The organism is Microbispora sp. NBRC 16548, assembly GCF_030268985.1.
In the GTDB taxonomy this organism is placed as follows: Bacteria; Actinomycetota; Actinomycetes; order Streptosporangiales; family Streptosporangiaceae; genus Microbispora; species Microbispora catharanthi.
In genome coordinates this window covers 19,510-39,982 of the sequence record NZ_BSSF01000006.1, presented here as the reverse complement: position 1 = coordinate 39,982, position 20,473 = coordinate 19,510, and the positions used below count along the sequence as shown (strand labels likewise).

Annotated in this window: 19 protein-coding genes; 6 read left to right on the top strand and 13 right to left on the bottom strand. The window is 68.7% G+C overall.

The genetic code is table 11. The features are described 5' to 3' along the window. Positions 1–171: 171 nt before the first annotated feature. The 4 genes from QSK36_RS17445 (at position 172) to QSK36_RS17430 (ending at position 4,185) form a co-directional block, all read left to right on the top strand. Positions 172–1,068, top strand: coding sequence for a spermidine synthase (locus QSK36_RS17445; protein ID WP_285783132.1), 897 nt, complete (start codon positions 172–174; stop codon positions 1,066–1,068). A 188-nt stretch (positions 1,069–1,256) separates the two neighbouring features. Continuing rightward, entirely contained in the window at positions 1,257–1,826 is a 570-nt protein-coding gene (locus QSK36_RS17440) for a hypothetical protein (protein WP_285783131.1), read from the top strand. Next, positions 1,817–2,791 carry a DMT family transporter gene (locus QSK36_RS17435; RefSeq protein WP_285783130.1) on the top strand — a complete coding sequence of 325 codons (975 nt, stop codon included), beginning with the start codon at positions 1,817–1,819 and terminating at the stop codon, positions 2,789–2,791. Before QSK36_RS17440 ends, QSK36_RS17435 begins: the two co-directional genes overlap by 10 nt. Continuing rightward, positions 2,788–4,185 (top strand): hypothetical protein, encoded by a 1,398-nt coding sequence (locus QSK36_RS17430; protein ID WP_285783129.1) that lies wholly within the window; start codon positions 2,788–2,790, stop codon positions 4,183–4,185. Before QSK36_RS17435 ends, QSK36_RS17430 begins: the two co-directional genes overlap by 4 nt. Here the strand turns inward: QSK36_RS17430 and QSK36_RS17425 are convergent. Next, on the bottom strand, positions 4,135–5,418 hold the full coding sequence (locus QSK36_RS17425) for a helix-turn-helix domain-containing protein (RefSeq protein ID WP_285783128.1): 1,284 nt from the start codon (positions 5,416–5,418) through the stop codon (positions 4,135–4,137). The genes QSK36_RS17430 and QSK36_RS17425 overlap by 51 nt on opposite strands. A 230-nt stretch (positions 5,419–5,648) precedes the next feature. Between QSK36_RS17425 and QSK36_RS17420 the strand changes: the two genes are divergently transcribed. Further along, entirely contained in the window at positions 5,649–5,801 is a 153-nt protein-coding gene (locus QSK36_RS17420; RefSeq protein WP_183545180.1) for a hypothetical protein, read from the top strand. A 733-nt stretch (positions 5,802–6,534) separates the two neighbouring features. On the opposite strand, the gene QSK36_RS17415 is transcribed toward QSK36_RS17420, so the two are convergent. Then, positions 6,535–6,921 carry a hypothetical protein gene (locus QSK36_RS17415; protein ID WP_285783127.1) on the bottom strand — a complete coding sequence of 129 codons (387 nt, stop codon included), beginning with the start codon at positions 6,919–6,921 and terminating at the stop codon, positions 6,535–6,537. Positions 6,922–7,232: 311 nt separating this feature from the next. On the opposite strand from QSK36_RS17415, the gene QSK36_RS17410 reads away from it, so the two are divergent. Further along, positions 7,233–7,856 carry an HAD family hydrolase gene (locus tag QSK36_RS17410; protein WP_285783126.1) on the top strand — a complete coding sequence of 208 codons (624 nt, stop codon included), beginning with the start codon at positions 7,233–7,235 and terminating at the stop codon, positions 7,854–7,856. A 109-nt stretch (positions 7,857–7,965) separates the two neighbouring features. On the opposite strand, the gene QSK36_RS17405 is transcribed toward QSK36_RS17410, so the two are convergent. The 11 genes from QSK36_RS17405 to QSK36_RS17355 form a co-directional block, all read right to left on the bottom strand. Next, positions 7,966–8,238 carry an acyl carrier protein gene (locus QSK36_RS17405; RefSeq protein WP_183545174.1) on the bottom strand — a complete coding sequence of 91 codons (273 nt, stop codon included), beginning with the start codon at positions 8,236–8,238 and terminating at the stop codon, positions 7,966–7,968. Continuing rightward, a complete protein-coding gene (locus QSK36_RS17400) occupies positions 8,235–9,524 on the bottom strand; it encodes an asparagine synthetase B family protein (RefSeq protein ID WP_183545172.1) in 1,290 nt (429 codons plus the stop codon). Before QSK36_RS17400 ends, QSK36_RS17405 begins: the two co-directional genes overlap by 4 nt. Next, positions 9,517–10,698, bottom strand: a complete 1,182-nt coding sequence (locus QSK36_RS17395; RefSeq protein ID WP_285783125.1) for an aminotransferase class I/II-fold pyridoxal phosphate-dependent enzyme — start codon at positions 10,696–10,698, stop codon at positions 9,517–9,519. The genes QSK36_RS17400 and QSK36_RS17395 overlap by 8 nt, the downstream gene beginning before the upstream one ends. Beyond that, a complete protein-coding gene (locus QSK36_RS17390) occupies positions 10,695–12,221 on the bottom strand; it encodes an AMP-binding protein (RefSeq protein WP_285783124.1) in 1,527 nt (508 codons plus the stop codon). Before QSK36_RS17390 ends, QSK36_RS17395 begins: the two co-directional genes overlap by 4 nt. A 19-nt stretch (positions 12,222–12,240) precedes the next feature. Then, on the bottom strand, positions 12,241–14,160 hold the full coding sequence (locus QSK36_RS17385) for a polysaccharide deacetylase family protein (protein WP_285783123.1): 1,920 nt from the start codon (positions 14,158–14,160) through the stop codon (positions 12,241–12,243). An 88-nt stretch (positions 14,161–14,248) separates the two neighbouring features. Next, positions 14,249–15,028, bottom strand: coding sequence for a Rossmann-fold NAD(P)-binding domain-containing protein (locus QSK36_RS17380; RefSeq protein ID WP_285783122.1), 780 nt, complete (start codon positions 15,026–15,028; stop codon positions 14,249–14,251). 4 nt (positions 15,029–15,032) lie between these two features. Then, complete coding sequence (locus tag QSK36_RS17375; RefSeq protein ID WP_285783121.1) at positions 15,033–16,118, bottom strand: DegT/DnrJ/EryC1/StrS family aminotransferase; 1,086 nt, start codon at positions 16,116–16,118, stop codon at positions 15,033–15,035. Beyond that, the gene (locus QSK36_RS17370; protein ID WP_285783120.1) at positions 16,106–17,095 is read right to left on the bottom strand and encodes a Gfo/Idh/MocA family protein; all 990 of its coding nucleotides are present in this window, start codon (positions 17,093–17,095) and stop codon (positions 16,106–16,108) included. Before QSK36_RS17370 ends, QSK36_RS17375 begins: the two co-directional genes overlap by 13 nt. Before the next feature lie 130 nt (positions 17,096–17,225). Continuing rightward, positions 17,226–18,254 carry a phosphotransferase enzyme family protein gene (locus QSK36_RS17365; RefSeq protein ID WP_285783119.1) on the bottom strand — a complete coding sequence of 343 codons (1,029 nt, stop codon included), beginning with the start codon at positions 18,252–18,254 and terminating at the stop codon, positions 17,226–17,228. Between the two features lie 10 nt (positions 18,255–18,264). Then, positions 18,265–19,611: a glycosyltransferase family protein gene (locus QSK36_RS17360; RefSeq protein ID WP_285783118.1), complete on the bottom strand. Its 1,347-nt coding sequence runs from the start codon at positions 19,609–19,611 to the stop codon at positions 18,265–18,267. Continuing rightward, positions 19,502–20,452, bottom strand: coding sequence for a glycosyltransferase family 2 protein (locus tag QSK36_RS17355; protein WP_285783117.1), 951 nt, complete (start codon positions 20,450–20,452; stop codon positions 19,502–19,504). Before QSK36_RS17355 ends, QSK36_RS17360 begins: the two co-directional genes overlap by 110 nt. Positions 20,453–20,473: the final 21 nt, after the last annotated feature.

Here is a 20,473-nt window from a genome sequence, read left to right as displayed (position 1 = left end):
TCCATCCGGTGAGCACCTGCGGCGCGGCTTGCCGACACCCACACCGCACCGGCGGGCCGCGCCGCAGCCAGCGTGAAGCTGACTGAGCCAGTCAAGGCAGCCGGTTCCGGCGCACAGCTGGTGACGGCGCCCGCCCTCTGTCAGTGCTGGCACCGCCCTCAAGGAGTCCCATTGACCACCACCCGCACCCTAGCCGAGCGGCTCGGGCCGGACCTGACACGCACCTGGATGCTGCAGGAGGTCCTGCACACCGGCGTCACTGCTCACCAGCGCGTGCTGATCGCGCGAACTGCGGTCCACGGGGTGACCCTGCTCTGTGACGGTCGGCTGAAAAGCAGCGAGCTCACCGCCCAGGCTTACAGCGAGGCCCTGACGATCCCAGGTCTGCTCCTGGCCGGCGGGCGACGCCGTCTCCTCATCATCGGAGCGAGTGACGGACTCGCCGCGCAGATCGCCGCCGAGGCCGGCGTCGCCCACGTCGACCACGTCGATGCCGACCGCGAGTGCGTAGAGCTGTGCGCCCTCCTGCTGCCGTACGGATACGACAGCCACCAGCTCCTGGCCGCGGCCGAAGGGAACGGCCCGATCCGGGCCCGCTTCGCCGACGCGCACCAGGTGATCGTCTCTGAGCTGGAGTCCGGCACCCGCTACGACCTCATCGTGCTTGATGCCCCGGCCCAGCCGACGGGCGGTACGGGATACCTGCACGAGCTCTACACCAGCCTCTACCTGCACCTGTGCCGGGACCTTCTCGCCCCTGGCGGCACCGTCGTCGCCCCGGCCGGCTGCCCGACCCTGTGGCGGCAGGAACCTGTCGCTCTTGCTCTCGATCGGTTTCAGAGCCTGTTTCGCACCACGGTCATGTACACGGCGTGGGAGCTCGAGCAGGCGTTCCTGCTTGGCAGCCTCACTGACGCGACCGATCCCGCCGCAGTGATGACCGACCGACTGAGCCGGCTGCCCTACCTCCCCCAGACGCTGGATGCGCCCGCGCTGGCCTCTGGGCTGATCCCGCCGTACCACCTGCGTCGCCCGACCGCACCCATCCACCCCGCCTCACAGAGGTGAGCTCCATGAACGAAAGCCAAGGGACCCACGTGAGGCCGGAGGCCACGCAAGCGCGGCTGCGACCCGGAAAGGCGATAGCGCCCTGTCAGCGAGCACGGCTCCTGCTGCTGGCCTTGCCGCTAGCTCTGTCCCTGAGCGCCTGCACGGAAGGCCAAACCCACCGCGCACCTGCGGTCTCTCCCGCCATCATGTCCGCCACCCCAGCCGCGGAGCGGGCCCAGGACCGGCACCCGCACGACACCACCTACCCGCACGTCACCCGCCGACGCGCCAGTCGCGGCCTCGAAAGCCCGCCAGGCTACCGGCTGACCTTCAGCGTCGCTCCCGAACTGCCCTCAGGTGCGCGCCCGGCGGTGACCGCCTTCCAGACGTTCTGGACGGCCTGGTGGCGCGCCATTGACACCCACGGCCGCGACCACAGATACCGCGACTACCTCGCCCGAGACACCGTGGCCCGCGGCAGCGCCAGCTTTTTCACCGACACCATCGACAGCTGGATACGCGAAGACGTCCGCCCGGTCGGCGAGATCCGCGTCACCCATCTGGCGGTAGACAGCCTCACCTCGCGCATCGCGGTTCTGCGGGGCTGCGGCGACGAAACCCACGCCGGCACCCAGAGATCGGACGGGACGAAGCGTTGGACCTTCGGAGCGCGCAAACAGGCCCACTACCAGCTGCACATCGCCATGGTCCGCGAACACGACGCCTGGCGGCTGCGGGACTATCGCTCACCGTTCGGTGGCCCGTCATGCCGGTAACCAGCGACTCCGGGGCACCTACCGTCTCCCTGCCACCCCTGACCATCTCGCCGCCAGCCGCCAGCCCGGCTGGCAGGCGGCCTCGTCGGCGCCGCGCTCGCGACGAGCGCCGCCGCAGCCGCGGCGCCCTCGTCGCGGCCGCCGCAGGGTGGGGGCTTGCCGCGCCGGTCCTGAAACACGCCACCACAGGGCTGCCTCCGGGCACGCTGCTGACAGTCGAACTCGCGGCCGCCACCATGACGCTGTGGACGGTCGTCATCGTTCGGGGCCACCGCCCGGTCCGGCACCTCAGGCGCATCACGATCATGGCGCTGCTCGACCCTGTTCTCACCTCGGGGGCGTGGACGCTGGGACTCGCCACCGCCTCCTCCATGCATGCGACCCTCATCAGCAGCGCCGAAAGCTCCCTTGTCGCCGTCGGCGCGCTGGCGTTCTTCCGGGAACGGCTGCGTAGATCCACCTGGGCGGGCTTGGCCGTAGCCACCTGCGGCCTGTGGATCGTCCAGGGGACATCCGCTGAAGTCGGGCAGGGCCTCGGCGCTGTCCTCATCGGCGTAGCGACGCTCGCCGCGGCAACCTACTCCCTACTCGCCTCCCGCGTGATGCCTCAGGAGGCCGACCCTGTGGCCAGCACCGCCTGGCAATTCCTCATCGCCCTGCTCGTGTGCGCCCCGGCCGGCATCCTCCAGGCGGCCGACGGCACCCTCACCGCGTCCGGTGCCAACCTCAGCCACTGGGCCGCGGCCGCACTGGCCGGCGCGGTGGGTGTTGGCCTGCCGTACCTGTGGTACAATCGCGCGCTTACGGTCATCCCCGTGGGAGAGGCGAGCGTGACGCTGTGCCTCACCCCCGTCGCCGGGCTCGTGGCCGCCGCCGTCCTGCTGGGAGAGTCGCTGACAGCCCTGAAGCTGGCCGGCGCCGCCGTCACCGTCACCGGAACCCTCCTGGTGGTGATCCGTCGATGACCCCCACTCCCCTTCGTCTCAAGGACGATCCCGCCTCGCCTGCCAGCGCGAACAGCAGTCGCCGCGTCGGGTACGTCACGCAGCCGATCCGCGGATCGCTAGCCCTCCTCCGCGAGGTCGACCTGACAAATCCACCCCTTCGTCCGCGTGAAATCGCGCCCGGGCATGTCCACGTCGCTGCAGCTTCTCCCCGTCTACCTGCACGATTCCGCCGTCCTGTAGCCAGCGGCGAGCGACGCCTGCGCGAGGTCCTCGGCTATCTCACTGGTGACCTCGGCGCCGTCGGCCCGGACGCGATCTGCGAGCTCGACACCCGGCCCGGCCACAGCGGGATCACCGTCTACAACGCGGCGGACCTCGGACATGCTCGTCATCACGTATTCGTTAAGGGTGCTCCGCCACCGCTACCTCTAGGCGACCTTCGTGAACTGCGCATCGTCACCGGCCTATGCCTGTGGAGCTCCACCGGGCTGGGATTCCGCCTGAACAACGGCGACATGCTTCCCCTGGGCGACCTGCACACCAGTGTCAATCCCCCACCGATCGACCAGATCGAGCACCCGGCCCAGCATCTGACGGTCAGCGAGGTCGACGGAGCCCTGCGCCAGGCCGCGGTCATCGCCGGCATCGTACACAGCCTTCCCGCCCAGGTGCCGGTCACGATCGTCCTGGACGTTCCCCGGGTCCAGTACCACCTGCACGCCCTGGGCCGGATGAGTCCCGAGCTGGCTCAGCAGTGGATGCGCATGGTCGACGCGCGGCACCGACGCGTAGAGCTGATGTTCGCAACCCACCTGGCTGACCTTCTACAGGGCGCCCCGGTGGTGATCGAGACACGACCGGAACTCGACGGCATCAGTCCCCCGAATCAGACCATCGACGAAATGCTGAAGGTCCTCGGAGAGGGCGACTGGCTGTGGCGCGAGCTGTGCAGTCTTGCCCGTCCCGATAACGGCATTGATCTGGCTGCCTTGAGCTATGTCGCGGCGCTGCTGAGGGCGGGAGCCTCAGCGGACGGACGTCGCTTGGCGCTCGCCGTCGAGGACCCTCGGGAGGAGAAAATCCTGCGGCGTGCCTACTCGCTCCTCGCCCCGTTGCAGGAGAGATGTCCTGACCTGCGGATCAACCTGTTCGGACTGTACCCGTTGAGCCGGATCTGGGCCTGCGGTCCAATCAGGGAGACCAGGCCAAGCCTGTACTTCTTCGACCCCGGCCGGTGGGCGATCGACGCCCGCACTGGCGACCTGCGTGATCTGCTTGAGGCGGTTCACGAGCTCTATCCCGAGTCGGCCGGTCTCGCCGTGAGGCAAGTCACCGATCCCGGCCTGTCTGCTCGCGCACACTCACAGCTGCAGGCAAGACAGCGCTCGCTGGTAGGCAGTGATGCCTGCTGAGGGGTTGATGACGGTGAGCGCTTCAGCGATCTCGAACCAGGTGCGAGCCAGCGCCCATGTCTGCGGCGCCTGGGCAAAATGCCGGCTGGCGGCGTCATACTTCGCCTCCGCCTCCGGCAGCCTATTGAGCTGCTGATAAGCGTTGCCGGCGATGAGGTGTGCTTGCGCCTGATGCTCGTCGGCGGCATCGCCGGTGGCACTGGGCGCTGAGCGCAAAACCTCCAGCGCCTGGTCCGGATGACCCAAGGCCAGCTCCACGCACGCCAGCAGCAGCGCGCAACGTAGCTGGTCGACCCCCTCCGGCAACGCTCCCGCTTCCCGGCTGGCCGTGGTGAGCAGGTCGCGTACTCGTTCGGCCTCGGTGGGCTGCAGCGTGAGCAGGAGCCGGGCGTAGTCCATCCGCGCCCGCGCGGTGGCCACGGCGTCTCCTGTTTCCTCCTGGTCCAACAGGGCCTGCCGTGCCAGCGCGAGAGCCTTGTCGCTCTCCTGGCACAGCTCTGCCACCGCAGCCGCGGCAGATCGCGCTGAAGCTGCGGCGCCGACAGCGCCGATCCTGTCCGCGGCGCCCAGCAGCTCCAGGGTGAACTGCTGGGCGCGCAGCAGATCCCCACGGGTTGCGTACGCCATCAGGACCGCTGCACCCACTTCAACGTGGCGCTCGGTCCACTGCCAGAAAACGGCCTCGGTCAGCACTGCCTCTCCCAGCTGGATGACCCGGTTGAGGTCGCCCCGGGCGAGGTGAGTACGGCAGTACGCCGCCCTGACCATCATCAGCCGCTCATCGTCCAGTCCTGCACCCGACTCAAGCAGTTCGCTCAGGACCCGGGCCGCCTCCGCCGAGTCGCCGCACGCTTCGGCCGCGAGCGCGTACCCGTACTCCGCGTCCGCCTGGAACTCCGTCAGCCCCGCCAGGCGGCTGTCATTGAGGAGACCCTTGTAGCGGTGCCGCGCTTCCCTGAACTCACCCTGGTTGAAAGCAAGCTGAGCGTGCTTAAGCGCGACGCGAATATCTTCCAGTAGGTCTGGAGACACCCCTGTAACCAGGTAGCTTACGGAGCAGTCGAGCTTGCCGGCGATAAGTTCCAGCACCTCAGCAGTGGGCGCTCGCTTACCACTTTCGATCAGGGAGACGTAGCTGTCGGACAGCTCAGGATGCGCCAGCTGAGCCTGGGACAGACCACGCTGACGACGCACCTGCTTAATTCGCTTGCCAACCAGGGCTTGGTCACTCACACACGCTCCACGGGATGGGACCCAGACGAGCAGCGGGCGCAGGGCTCTACGTGTCACCGCCAGCACGTCTACGCTGCTCACGCCCATGCTACGACGTGGGACTGCCTCTCCACGCGATCTACTGTCCGCCGAGGTAATCCTCATGGGAGGCCGGATGATGAGGATAGCGATGAGCATTGGTTCTTGTTGTAATCTCGCGTCGAGAAGAAGGCGGGGGTACGCTGGCCGTTATGAGTGCGATCGTCGAAACCGTCGTAATGACGGCCCAGGAGCGGGAGGACGCTCTGGCTAGGCTCCGCAGCATCTTTGGCGGTGAGCCCGACGCTGATGCTCTCGCGGCAGTACGTACGTTCGCCCATACCTTCGAGGCACCCGCCGAGTGATCGGCGGTCGCGTCTTCGACTCTTCTGGCCTGGTCGCCTTTGGCGTCGGTTCCCCGTACGCGCAGGCTGCCGTCTGGTCGTCCGTCGAAGAGAATCTCGTCATCGTTGTCCCGGCCCCTGCCCTGGTGGCCGCGCTCGCGCAGATCCCTGACGATCGGTGGGACATCATCACCGCACTGCTCAATCTGCCGATCACAGTCATTACTGACCTCACCCGCGGCACCGCCCCTGGGATCGCTGATACCCTCCGCGCTGCTGCCGGGAATCACGCGCCGGCAGGTGTTACGGCGGCCGCTGTCGTCCACGCTGCTCGAGACCGTGGTTGGCCCGTACTCACCTCTCAGCCACAGCCGCTCCGGGCACTTTGGCCACGGGTGCCGGTCGAGCCACTGCCCTGAGGTACGCCAGCAGGCATCGGTTCCAACAGCGGTGGCTGTAGTGCGTCTGGGCAGGGCCTCCCAAAGCACCTCGCCATGCGAACTGGACGGTGGCCGTCGTGCCTCGCGCATCAAACGCACCGCGTCAACTAGCGCTCCATGCCGCGTACAGATGTTCGACCTCTGCATCGATCATCAGGGAACGCAACTTGTCGGGGTCGGCGGACTCAACGCAGCGGCACCGATTGGGGTCGGCCGTGTGCCACGCCATATATGTCCGCGCCCAGCGGCGCCAGATGATGACCCACCCAGGAGACCTCTGCTCCATGAGGTGCGCCAGCGCAACCTCATCTTCGTCAAACAGGTACGACATCGCGGTGAACCTCGTTGTCGTCGAGAAGCGCCGCGGCCACGGGCGTAATGAGCCCTTTGCCTACCAACTCGCCAAGGGGGACCGATCGTAGCTGATCGTAATGTTCGGCAAGCCGGCCAGCGGCGGCCTCGGTCGTGTGCGCGAACGTCGTGAGCGGCTTGTCGCGGGTACCGGTGAGATCGGGAATGGCCCACCAGATGACGCGATCAACGTGGGCGAGGAGCCCTGCGAACACGGACACCACCACTCCGTTGGGCAGGCGGTACACGTAGGCCGGTATGTTGCGCCGAGCAAGCAAGGCGGAGAGGTGCATAGCGGCAACAAGGGCCTGATCGGAGTTTTCGGGTTGGGCTGCGTGGCGCGGCGTCACGAGAGTCCTCATTGCGATCAGGAGACCAGAGGCGGTTCCGTCCGAAGGTCCACAACGGTCCTTGGTTGCCTGATGGGCATAAGAATCAACGGGGGCATATCAATCTCCTGAGCTGGAATTGGGGCCACGCCACATCGATAATGATGTGAGCGACTGAGGAAGTGCAGCGCGGGTGCCCAGGACACGATCACATCGAAACCGCCCGAAACCAAGAGTCTTCGATTGGTCTTCTCGTTTGTCCAACCCTGTCCAACCGAGCCCCTCCAGCGATCTACTCTGATCGGTGAGAAGCTGTCCCGCTGGGAAGGCCGATGCCGATGCCGATCTTGCCACGACCGAACCAGACCGAGTGCGCGGCGGTGGTGTGGGATTGGGACGGCACCCTCGCCGACTCCCAGTCAGCCAACCTCCGCGCGCTGGCCTATGCGGTGAAGGCGCACGGTGTTGTGCTGGACCCAGTCTGGTATGGGCAGCGGTTGGGGACCTCGGTGGCCGACCTGCTGGCCGAGCTGGCTGTTGTCCATCGCCGGGAGTTGCCCGTTGCGCAGGTGATCAACGCGTGCCAGGAGTACATCCTGGCGGACATCACCAGCTTGGTCCTCATTCCGCAGACGCGGGCTGTGTTGGAGGAACTGCACGGTGCGGTGCCCATGGCGATCGCTTCCGGCGGCGCTCGGCGTGTGGTGGAGGCAGGCATGGCAGCGCTGAAGGTGAGGCATCTGTTCGATGCGGTGGTGTGCCGCGATGATGTGCCGCTGGGCAAGCCTGCGCCGGATCTGTTTCTGTCCGCAGCGGCCTGGCTCGGGGTGGAGCCCGCCCGCTGCTGGGCCTATGAAGACGCCGATGAGGGGATCGCCAGCGCCCGCGCGGCCAACATGCACGTGGTGGACGTGCGTCCCTACATCGCTCCTGCTGCGCTCCGTCTAACAGACTGAGCACGCGACTGAATGTGACCGCGCGGCGCTTTGCTCGTTGCCCGGCGGTGCCGGCCGTGGTGCCGCCCGGTGCATGAAGTCATGTTGTGGTGTGGGAGCGGCCGCGCCCTCAGCAAGCCGCTCGGGCGGTGACCAGGTGAGCTATCCCGTCGATCGTGGTGAACCGCGGGTCGAACAGGTCGTCCTCGGTGAGGGCTAGCGTGAACCTCTTCTCCAGGAAGGCGGTCAGCGTGACCAGGGTCAGGGAGTCGAGGTAGCCGGCGTCGAACAGGTCCGTCGTGCGCTGGAAGCCGGCATCGTCTGAGGCGATGGCGGCGTTCTGCCGGAGGAACTCCTCGATTTCCGCGGCGACGCTGTCGTGGGTGAGCGGTTGGGGTGTCATGACGGGTTCCCTCCTGGGGTGGGCGGGGGTGGTTGGTGAATGCCGGCGCGCACGACGCGGCGAAGCTCATCGGCACCGGTGATGGCGAACGTCCGGCAGAAGGCGGCTTGCAGCCCGCGGGCATCCAGGCCGGCCCGCAACAGCTGCGGCAGGATCCCTTGGTGGGCGTCGTGGTCGCCAATCTGCGCGCGGACCTTGGGCCGGTGGATGACGTCCTCAGGTAGGGCTCCGGCGGCGAGCCGGGTGATGATGTCCGGTTTGGACACCGGATTGGGCAGGTCGAGCAGCAGGCGGGCGGCCCATCCGTAGGGCTGGATGACCTCCAGGCCGTGTGCGTTGAAGACGCCGACCTCCCGGTCCCCGGTCTGGATTCCGCGGGTGAGGCTGACACGCAGCTTGCCCGGGTCCAGGCGGGGCAGGCGGTAGTAGGTGTCTCCGGCGTAGGTGACGGGGCTGTAGTCGCCTAGGAGTTCATTCATCAGGTCGCCGGTTATGACCAGGGGCCGGGGGACGGTGGGGTGGTCGGCGGCGATCGCTGCGGCCAGCAGGTCGTTGACGATGGCGGCATGGACGTTGAAGTCGCGCCAGTCCTGGCCGTAGGTCAGGGCGCGCGGCAGCGCCTGGAGGATCGCATCGGTGTCGGCAGCGACCAGGCGGATCGGCAGGCCCAGGTGGGCGGCGATGCGCTGGGCGGCAGCGGCGTCCTGGCTCAGGCCTGTGCCGCCGCCGGTGTAGGAGTAGGTGTAGGCGGTCAGGGTGTGGTTCGGCAGGTATCGGCGGGCGTAGGCGGCGATCAGGGAGCTGTCGGCGCCTCCAGACAGGCAGATTGCCACCGGGTGGTCGGGGCGGGTGGCCGCCAGGCGGCGCATGCCGCAGGCCAGTGCGTCGGCGATGTCGGCGGCGACGGCCTCCTGTGAGCGATCGGAGCCGCTGGTGGGCGGGAGCGTGGCGTAGCGGTGGATGCTGGTCGTGCTGCGGCGCAGGTCGACGGTGAAGATGCTGCCAGCGGGTACGGCATAGGTGCGCGCAAACGGGATCCCAGCGCGCGTTAGGTCGATCAGGTAGCTGGTGGCGATCATTCCTCGGGTGGGGTGGTGGCCGATGAACAGCTTGTTGAGGCCCAGCGGGTCGCGGGCCAAGACGATGCGGTCGCCCTGGTGGTGGGCGGTGGCGAACCGGCCGGTGAGACGGTGGGCTGTCTCCGCATCGAGCGCGGCGGACGGCGAGGGTACGTAGTGCTCGCGGTCCCAGCAAACGTTGGCGATCGTCAGGCGGGCGTCAAGCACGGGCGGCCTCCTCGGCGATGATGCGCGCGGCCTGGCTCAGATCGGGGATGTCCACGTTGAGCGCCAGGCGGAACCATCCGGGTTCGTGGAACAGATGGGAAGGCATGGTCAGCACGCCTCGGTTAGCCAGGGCGGTGACGAAGGCGCCGTCGTCGCCAGTGGGGCAGCGGGCGTACAGGAACTGGGTGGCGTGGGCCTCGAGGACCTCGATGCCGTGCTTGCGTAGGTCCTGGCGGGCATGGCGTTGCAGGCGGGCCAGGGCGTTCAAGTCGGGCCGGGCGTCGGCTAGGGCCGCGGCCAGGTGCTGCATGAGTGCGGTCGGGGCGCCGTGCCCGCTGGTGCGCATGGCCTGGATCAGGCGGTGGGCGGCCTGCGGAGGTGTGGTCAGGTGCGGGGAGACCGCCAGGTAGCCGGTGCGCTGTCCGGGCATCTGCCAGGCCTTACCGAAGGAGTGCACGGTGAGGGTGTGGGGGTAGTGGCTGGCCAGGGCCGGGCAGCAGGTGCCGGCCCAGACCTGGTCGCGGTGGGCCTCGTCGGCGATTAGGAGAATCGGGTGGCTGTGGCGCTGCGACAAGCGGGTCAGCAGCGCGGCCAAGGACGCCAACTCATCGCCGTTGTGAACGACGCCGGTGGGGCTGACCGGCTGGGTGATGATCAGTGCGCGGATGTGCGGCCGCCAGGCGGCTTCGATCGCGGCCAAGTCCAGGTGCTTGTCGGCGGCGGCGGGCACCGGGTCGCACCCCAACCCGAGGTCGGCCAGGTACAGCGGATAGTCCATCCAGCAGGGGGTGATGAGCATGACGTGCTCGCCGGGGGCCAGCAGAGTGCGCAGGGCGATGGTCAAGGCCGCGGCAGCGCCCGGGGTCATGATGATGTCGCTCCAGCGGTAGGACAGTTGGTGGCGTTTGGACAGGGCGGCTGCGATGCGCCGCCGGACCGGGGTGAAGCCGCCGAAGGGGCTGTAGCGCAGGTCCAGCGGGTCACAGCGGGCGGCCAGCTTGGCCAGCGTCTGGTAGGGGTGCGGGTCGGCGAGGAACTGAGGATTGGGAAAGGACAGATCCAGCGCTCTGGCGCCGAAGCGGCGCAGGGTGGCCGCGTGCAGGCGCATGTACGTGTCGAGCGGCGTGAGCAGGTCGGTTACCTGCGAGGACGCCGGGTTCGCGGCCGCGCTCATCGCCAAGGTCCGGTGTGGGCGGATGGGGCCAGCTGGTGATGGAGCTGCTGACGGTCGACTTTGCCGTGCGGGGTGCGGGGCATCTCCTCGAAGACAGTGATCGTTTCGGGGCGTAGGTGAGCGGGCAGCTCGGTGCGGCAGAACTCCTTCACGGTCTGCAGGGAGAAGTCCGGGCCGTGCGGTTGGATGGCGACCAGGACGCGCGGGTCGTTTCCGTCGGTGGCGGGGCTGATGACGGCAACGACGGTGCCGACCATGCGGCACGCCATAATCTCAGCTTCGATCTCGGCCGGGGTGACCCGGTGACCGCGGATTTTGACCATCTCGTCGCGGCGGCCGGTGATGTGCAGATCGCCGTCGGCGTCGTAGTAGCCCAGGTCGCCGGAGTAGACGACGGTCTCCTGCCGGGGCGCGGGCAGGTGAGGGTGAGGGCGGAAGACCGCGGCGCTCGCCTGCGGGTCGCGCCAGTAGCCCAGGGCGACGGTCGGCCCGCGGTGGACTATCTCTCCCACGACGCCGACCGGGCACGGGGCGTCGTGCTCGTCGAGAATGAGGATCTCACTGTCGGGGATGGCCTGGCCCACCGATGCGGGTTTGGCGTCGATTCGGACGGGGTCAAGGTAGGTGGAGCGAAACGCCTCGGTCAGGCCGTACATCGCATACATGGCGACCTGCGGATGCGCCGAGCGCAGTGCCTGGGTGATCAGGGGCGGCAGGGCGCCGCCGGAGTTGGTCAGGTAGCGCAGCTGCGGGTAGTGCTGGCGCAGGAACGGCGAGCGGGGACCGGCCAGGTCCGACCACAGGGTGGGCACGCCGGCTATGCCGGTAACACCCGCGGCGGTGAGGGTGCGGCAGATGTCGGGCGGGAAGGCCGAGCGCTGGATGACCACTGTGCCGCCGGCCACGAACGTCGCAAGGACCTGGTTGAGGCCATAGTCGAACGACCAGGGCAGCAGCGCCAGGGTACGGTCAGCGGCGTCCAGATGCAGGTAGTCGGCAACCACCAAGGCCCCAAAGACCAGGTTGCGGTGGCTGAGCATGACGGCCTTGGCACCTCCGGTGGAACCGGAGGTGTAGGCCAGGGCGGCCAGATCGGCGCCGATGGTGCGCACGGGGTGGGCCAGCGGCTTGCCGGTGAGGTCGTCGGCTTGGAGGATCTGCTCATCGGGCAGGGGGCAGTCGCGCAGCAGGTGCCGCAGCCGGGCAGTGGTGACGACCAGACCAGCCTGGGCGTGGGTGAGGATGCGGGCGATCTGGCGGGGCCGCAGCCGTTCGTGCACGATCACCGGCACCAGCCCGGCCAGGTGTGCGCCGAAGTAGGTGGCCAGGGTAGGGATGCTGCGTGGCAGCAGCAAAGCGACGCGTTCACCTGGGGCGAGCGGTTCGGTCAGGGCGCCGGCATACAGGTGGGCGAGCTCGGCCAAGCAGTGGTAGGAGATGACGGCGTCGCCGTCAATGACCGCCGGGGCGTCAGGGCAGCGCGCGGCGGACTCCAGCAGGAGGTCGGGGACGGTGTAGGGCACAGGGAGATGCCTTCCTGAGTTATCGCAGCAGGACGTCGCTGGTGGTGCCGGTCTCGTGCAACGGCAAGAGCGGCCAGCGGCGGCCGAGCTCACCGGCGGCGACGCCCAGGGGGCCGAGCAGAGCGGGGTTGAGATGGTAGAAGTTGTCGAACGGGGTGGCCGTGGCGCCGAATACGCCTACCGCGGTCGCGACCAGGTACGGGTCGCTGGCCTGCCAGGTCACGGTGGGGGCGCCGTGGCGAGCGGCGCTCGCTAGTACCGCCTCGATCAGGGGCGCTACCGCAGTCGTCGCGGCGGCGGCGACGTGGAAGTCGGCGATCTCGACGGCACCGGGGCGGTGCAGCATGACAGCCAGGGCGAGCGGTTCCTTGGCGCGCTCCAGCGTCAGGTAGGTGGCTCGGGCCAGGGGATAGGAGCTGTGCCGCCAGCGGTGGTAGGTGGCGTCGCGGGCGACGGTGAAGCCGGCACGGCGTACCGAAGTGGCGCACAGCTCCACCCACGACTCCGGGAAGTCGGCGTGCTCGCCGACCTGGTAGGGCGGGCGCGGGCCCCGAGGGTGGCCGGCGGGCACCGGGAGGGTGAGGTGCTGCACCCGGGCTCGGTGCCAGCCGGAGAAGGCTGCGGCGATCGCGGGGTTGGGCCGGTAGACGCCGACGATCGGCTCGCGGGTGAGCATGGTGTGCAGCAGGTGGGCCGCGGCGGCTGGGTGAGCGTGCGGGAGCTTGCGCCAGCTGGACAGGTACACACCCGGCACACAGGTGCCGTCGACGGCGAAGACGGTGTGAAAGTTGTAGGCGGTCGCCTCAATGCGGCCGTCGCATTCGACCGTGTAATAGTCGGGTCGCTCGGACCGGTAGGGGTTGTCGGTGAACTGGTAGGCGTAGAAGGCCGGGTCGCTGGCGTAGTCCTTGCCTTGGCGCAGCACCATCTCCGTCACCCGGGCTCGGTGGGCGTCGCGGCTGGAGCCGATGGTGACGGGCCGCCGGTGCCGGGTCGGGGCTAGTTGCCAGATCAGGGCTGCGGTGCTGGCCCGGCGGGCGCGCGCCACGTGGGCGGTGAAGTCCTCGAGGGTGGATGCGGAGTGTAGGCGGGACAGGTTTAGCACCTGGTGACGGTAAGGGCCGGTGATGGTCAGGCCGGCCGGCCCCACCCACAAGATGCCCGCGTAGTCGGCTGCGGTCAGGACCTGCAGGCAGTCCAGGGCCAGCTCGGGGGTGAAGCGACCGAAGGGGACGGTGAAGTAGCGGGCGGGAAATCCCATCCGCTCGGTGAACAGCGCGTGCGAGCGGGTGATCTCCTCCTCCAGCGCGCTGCGTGACAGCGCTGCGAGGTTGTCGTGGGTCAAAGTGTGATTGGCCACCGTCACCAGTTCGTCGGCGGCCAGCTCCCGCAGCTCCGGCCAGGCCAGGTAGCCGCGCTGGGCAAGCAGAGGCTGCGCCTGGGCTTCGATGGTGGAAAACAGCGGGTCGATTAGTTCGGTACGCACCCAGTGCGGGTTCAGCTCGGCGCTCTTGGTCAGGTGGTAGAACGACGCGTTCTCGCCGACCGAGGGCAGGAGTTCGGCCAGGTGAGCGCGGATGGCCTCGGCGGGTGCCAACTGTTCGATGGCGTAGACCTTGTCGCGAGTTCCGGCGCCGTGCTCAGTCAGGTGCCCGCACGGGGAGATGGTCACAGGCAGGCCGCGCTCGCGCAGCAGGTCGATGCCGCGCCTTGCCGAGACCGGCACGTCGTCGAAACAGACGACGAAGTTGAGCTCGGCCAGCTCGCGGCCGCTACGGACCTGGTCAAGGGAGATGACCGCTCCGTGGCGCTGCATCCAATCCACCTGCTGGGCGAAGACGCCGGCGTCGACGGTGTGCAGCCGGTGAAAGGGGTTGGCCGTATCGATCGCGCCGATGCGGTGGTAGTTCACCGCGATTACCGCGGGGGAATCGGGCATTGCAGCTCCCTGAAGGAAGGGGTGCGATCCTGGGGCGGCCAGTCGGGTAACCCGCCGACCCGCCTCGGAGGACGGAAGTGCGCTCGTCTCAGGCGGGTGTGCGGAAGCGGTCGTTGCTGGCCAGGACCTCGGCCAGCAGGTGCGGCTGGAAGCCCGCCTGCTGGGCCGCGGCCACGATCGCGCGGGTGTCCTTGGGCAAGCACTTACCGCCGAAGCCGGGATCAGCGGTGAAAACCGCGGTGTGCGACGGCTCGACCCGCGGGTCCAGCAGCCAGCCCTCGCGCACTGTGTGCCAGTCGGCACCCAGGGCCTGGCAGATGCGCCGGAACTCGTTGACGAAGGTGATCTTCGTGGCGAAGAACGCGTTCTCCATATACTTCACCGCTTCGGCGTCGACGGCGGCGCACTGAAAGTAGATCTTGGTGGGGCCCAAGACGGGCAGGAGCGCGTCGAGGAACCATGCCCGGGTGGCGGGCCGGCCGCCGAGGATGACGAAAGGCATCGCGGCGGCGTCCGAGCAGACCGGGTTGTAGTAGGTACTCTCGCCGACGTACTCGGGACTGAAGCAGATCTCCTTGCCGGTCTCGGCGATCAGCCGGTCTGTGGTGCCCGGTGCGACGGTGGACTTCAGCAGGACCTTGACGGTGGGCAGTTGCTTGATCGCCTCGCGGACACAGGTGATGTCGCAGGTGCCGTCCGGGCCGCTTGGGGTGTTGACGCACACGATGGCGAAGTCGCAGCCGGCGAGCTCTTCGTGTGGGTAGGGTGCGCCGTCGGCCACGTCGTAGGTGACGAGGTCGGCGTGGTTGGCCAGTAAGGCGTGCATGGTGGAGCCGACGTGGCCCATCCCGATGATGCCGATCTTCACGGTGTCACGCTCCTGTGGGTAGGTGGGGAGCAAAGGTCTCAAGGCGGCAGGCCACCGCCGTGGTGGTGAGCCGGTGGGCGTTCGGGTAGGGGCCCCCGCTGAGGCCGCTAGCCGTTCGGGTAAAGAACGGGGCCTGGTCCATCGGCGCGTACCCGTAGCGTGTGGTGTCCACCTCGATTCCGGTGGCCGCCAGGGATGCCGCCATGCGCTGGGCGTCGGCAGGGGTGGCGCACAGTGCGACGATGCCGTAGCGGCCGTGCTCGTCCACTTCGGGTGCCTGCCGGGCCTCGCTCCAGTCCACGCCGGTGGCATCGAGAGCTGAGCAGGCCAGCACCCGCAGCTGGGTGTGGCGCTGGCGAATGTGCTCAACGATGTCCATTTGGGCCAGGCACCATCCGGCGCCCAAAGCGTTGATCTTGAAGTTGGTGCCGAACCGGTGTGCGAACGACCCTGTCGGGTCTAGCCGGTTGCCGGTGAAGGCAGAGCGCTGGCCGAAGCTCCGCATCGCCGCGATCTTCTCGGCCACATGCGCCTGACCGGTCAGGCAGATCCCGCCTTCGCCAGCCTTGATCGGTTTACGACCATGCAGGCTGAGGCACACCACGTCGGCTAGATCGCTCCAGCCGGTGTGCAAGCGCAGGAACGGGGCCTGGGCGGCGTCGACGATGACCGGCACCCCTGCCGCGCGCAGGCCGGCCAGGGCGGTGGCGTCCTCATCCCAGTACCCCCACATGGGCACCACGATTGCGGCGGCCACTCCCTGGCCGGCGGCTGCGGCCAAGGCTGCGGCGTCCAAGCCGAAGGAGGTGGGCGCCGCGCTGTCGATGAACACCGGCTCGGCGCCGACGGCGGCAACGGCCAGGCCGGTCATCGCCGGGCCCAGTACCGACAGTGCGACCCTGTCACGGGGGCGCACGCCGAGGGCGCGCAGCGCGCAGATCAGCGCGGCGGTGCCGCTGGAGACGCACAGGCCGTACGGCAGGCCGAACAGGTCGGTGAAGCGGCTCTCCAGCTCGCGGACGATCTCGGCGTTGCCGGTGCCGCCGTCGGCTATTGCCCGCTGCAGGTAGGTGCCGGTTACGCCGTCCACGCCAGGCCTCCGTCCTGCAGCAGCGCGTCGAATGCCTGGTAGACCGGCAGCAGGTCGCTCACGCTGGCTAGGTGGCGTGGGGCGCCACCGCCCGCCCGCTCCAGGAACGCGGCCAGCTCAGGGCCGTAGCCGGCTGCGGCGTATCCGCCCGTGATCGGGGAACTGCGCCACAGCACCCGGGCGCCGGGGTACTCCTTGACGTGCTCGTCGCCGCCGTTGGGCAGATGCACCAATTCGGAGAGGTTGCGTAGCTGCAGCAGGTCACCGGTAGTGGTGATCACCTGCACCTGGTGATAGAAGCCCGCCGCGCAGCTGCCGAACTGGATCTCCAGGCGGGTGCCGGTTTCGGGATCCTGTCCGACCAGCGCACACAGACGGCCCCGGTTGACGGCGACCATCTGCCCGGAGATCGTGCTCTTGCCCGGCAGCAGCAGTTGGCCCAGGTCGATGGCATGGATTCCCTGGGCGGCGAACAGGCTCGCCTCCATTGACAGGTCGGGGCTGAACGACTGCACCGGCTTGCGCGCGATGTGATCCACCCGTGCGTAGCTGACCTGCCCGTACTGGCCCGATTCCAGCGCGGCCAGGAGCTTGCCCACGCCCTCCGCCCAGCGGAAGTTCATGCCGACGCAGCACGCCACGCCGGCGCGCTGGGCCTGCTGCACCAGGGCATTCAGCCGTACCAGGTCCGGGGCGGGCGGCTTTTCGACAAAGGTGTGCAGGTGATGGTGCAGCGCCCAGCTGGCGTGCTCGACCTGGGCGGCGATCGGCAGCGCGAGGATTACGGCGTCGAAGGTTGAGGCGTCGACGTCGGTGATCGAGCCGTACACCTGCGGTATCAGCCACAGGCGGGCGAGCTCACGGGCGCGGTCGATGTCGCGATCGACCAGCGCGGCGATGCTGATTCCGGCGGAACAGGCGGCGGGCAGCAGCGTCTGACCGCCATGGTTTCCGCATCCGACAAGCACGGTGCGCACGGCACTCCATCCCGGCATCGCAAGCGATGTCTGTGATTCGCGCAGGCGAAAAACAGCGGCGTGAACAGACCACGCGGCTCATTTCCCCTGCGGTGACAGCGGGGATCGCGGGTGATGCTTTACGAAAAGGTCAGTTGTTAGGGTCGGGAAAGAACGGCAGCTGCTGAACGGCAGGCCGTGGTGGCGCGTTGGGCGTGCGGCTGGCCGTGCGGATACCCAAGGGGTCGCTCGGCTTGCGGCGGCGGCGGATGGTCCACCAACTGCCGACCGCATCCGCCTGCTCGCGGTAGGTCGCCACGTCGTAGAGGTGCCCGAGCCGGGCGGTCTCCTCGTTCAAGATAAGCGCGAAGCCTTCCAGCGCGGCGATCTCGGCGGCGCTCAGTGGCCGGATGCTTTGATATCCGGCCAGCAGATCCGTCGCGCGCGATTGCCGGAAGACAGCGGTTCCGGTAGAGCTGGATATTCTGAAGAAACCGGTGGCGATCAGTTTGGCGAGATCGAACACCGGAGGGGCGTGCATCACTTTGTCGAAGTCGATAAAGCCGAATCCGCCGCTGCTTCCCGCGACGACGTTGTCCCAGTGCAGGTCCCCGTGAATCGGTTGGGGCCGCAGTTGCGCCTGATGGTCGGCGAACCGCGGGAAGATCCGGTCGCGCCACAGGTGCCGGGCCACGTACCAGGCCGGCAGTTCTTGGTCGGCCGGAGGGACCGGGCCGCGCTCGAAGGTCAGCTTGCGGTCGGCGAAGTCGTTTCCCGCGCGGGCTAGCTGCTGGTGCAGCCGGGCGATGTCCTGGCCGAGGCCGTAGGGGTCGCTGCGGTCGGCCGTTCCCTTGCCGATCCAGGTGCACACATGGACTGTCCAGGTGCGGCCGCCGCTTTGCAGCCGGGCCACCGCCAGGGTTTCGGGGCGTTCCACGGCGTCGACGGCATCGATGAGGCGGGCGATCCGGTCGATCAGCTCGACCGGCTTGGGGGTCAGCCGCACGGCGACCTCCGGCGCCTCGGCCTGTGTCGGCTGTCCGTGCCAGACGGTGGCCTGGGTGCCGCCGCCCACCGTCGAAAACCGGTAGCCGTCACCGCACCACCGCGCGCTGGCCCCGTCGGCCACGCTGGCCAGAGCCTTGGCCAGCAGCGCATTGCGGTCGTCGTCGGCCGACACCGTCCACCTCCTACCGCGGGGTCTTCGCCGGGGCTCGCTGGCTGCGTTGCAGGTGGCTGCCCAGGGCCGGCCAGAACGCCAGACCTTCGAGCGGCCAGGACCTCACCGCTCCCAGCACCCGCCGGCCGCGGCTTATCTCGCGGTGGGGATCCGCCACGGGCGCCAGGGCCGGGATTGCCGGGTAGGCCGCCAATCCTGCCAGGATTGCAAGATCGTACGCACTGGTTTGCCCGCGTCCTATCTGACGCGCCAGCGCGGCTAGGGCGGCCATAACCGCCGCGGTGCTCAGGCCCCACGACAGCGGGATGGCCAGGTGCTGGGCGCGCAACAGCCATACCTCGTGCTTCGGCAGGCGCAGCAGCCCCTGGCGGCGGCACCAGTCTACGGTGGTGGGGAAATTCAGCAGCCCACGCATCCACGCAGTCTGCTGGGTGATCAGGTCCGCGGCCGAGCGCGGCACTTCAGCCACGTCCCGGCTGGCCAGCAGCCCGATCGGCTCGACCATCAGCCTGCCGATCCAGCCCAGCAGCAGCCCGTCAGCGTAGGCGAAGTCCGGGAAGCCGCCGATGTCGTCCAGGAAATCCAGCCGGACGAATTCACCATGGCCGAAGGTGGAGTACGGGCTGGTGCGCGACCACACCGTGGTGCCGGGATATCCGCGCCGGTTGCGGCCCACGTAGTGCGACAGGGTCCACCAGGTCTGTAGCAGCGCGTTGCCTACTGCCACCGGGTCGGGGCGGCCGCGCTCGGGGACCACGTAGTCGACCAGCTGCTGGAAGATTCGGGTGCTGGGTTCGGCCGCGATCCGGCCACGCAGCTCGGTGAAGGTGCTCTTCTCCGGCCGGGAGTCGGCGTTGTAGACGCCGATCCAGATCATCGCCGTCTCCTGGCTGCCCTCCCTCAGGAAGCGAGCGCGGGCCCACTCGACGGCGAGATTGAGTTGCGCTGCCCGATACCGGGTGACCTGCTCACAGTGCAGCAGAGTGATCCGGTCGCCGCCGGTGCCCCGACGCCGAAGCTCCGCATCGACCAGATCCCGCGTCGTGGTCTCCCTTTCAGACCGTTCCTTGGCGGTGGTCACCAGCAGCACCTGGTCGACCAGATTCTGCTGGGCCAGCTCGTGCCAGAACCGCACCGTCTCGGCGACCAGGTCCTGCTCCAAGTACAGCGGCACGATGCACACCACCCGCGGCTCGGCGCCGGCACCCGGCTCGGGCGGCGGCGGCGCAGGCTGGTCCCAGGAGCGGCTACGGCAAATCTGCCGCCACTCCAGTGCCCGGCGCGCCATCAGAGCGGCGGCCAGCACGCCGGCGGCGGCCGAGGTTATCGATAAGCGCGTGCCCGTACCCCAGTCCATGCACAACCTCCTGACAGGTCAGTACCGCAACCACCCGCAGCGGGGAGGCGGTGATCCGGCGCCGCCGGCGGGCGGCGTTGTGCCACACGATGTTGCGGGCGATCGCACCCAGGACAGCCGCCGGGCGGTCCTGGACGTAGCCGCGGCGCGCCCACAGCAGCCCCCTGGCCCGCCCGCTGCGCCAGCAGCGCAGCATGTAGCTGCTGAAGCGGCTGGGGTGGTCATGGTGGATGGCCATCTGCGGGCTCAGCACCGCGCGCCGCGCCAGGTCAAGGCGGCGGCCGACCTCTACGTCGCTGTAGGCGGGAAGCAGCGGGTCGAACCCGCCCGCCCCGGTCAGCGCCTCGCGCCGGTAGGCGCTGTTGCCGCCGTTGACATACGGCGAGCCGAGCACATCCGTGCGCGAGCCGGCGTCCGTGTACCACGGGCCGAACGTCTCGTAGTAGTAGACGCGGTCCCGCAGCTGCGCATACAGGTTCACCCGGTCGGTTCCGATCACTTTGCCGCCGAAGGCCACCTGCTTGGGGTAGTCGCGGCTCATCCGCAGCAGCGCGGCCACCCAGGTGTCGGCCGGGACGCAGTCATCGTCCAAGAACGCCAGCAGGTGGCCGCGCGCGGCCTCGATCCCGGCGTTGCGGGCCCGGGCTATACCCACCGGCTGCGGCAGCACGATCGCCCGCACCCGGGCGTCGGCCGCCTCCAACCAGCGGTAGCGGGGGCAGCCATCGATGACCAGCACGATCTCGTAGGCTTCCTCGCCGACCTGTTCGAACTGCTGGTGCACTGCCCGCACCAGGCGCTGGCAGCCGTTCTCCCGGCCGGAGGCGACGATGACGCTCACCGCCAGCTCGCCGGGGGCTTC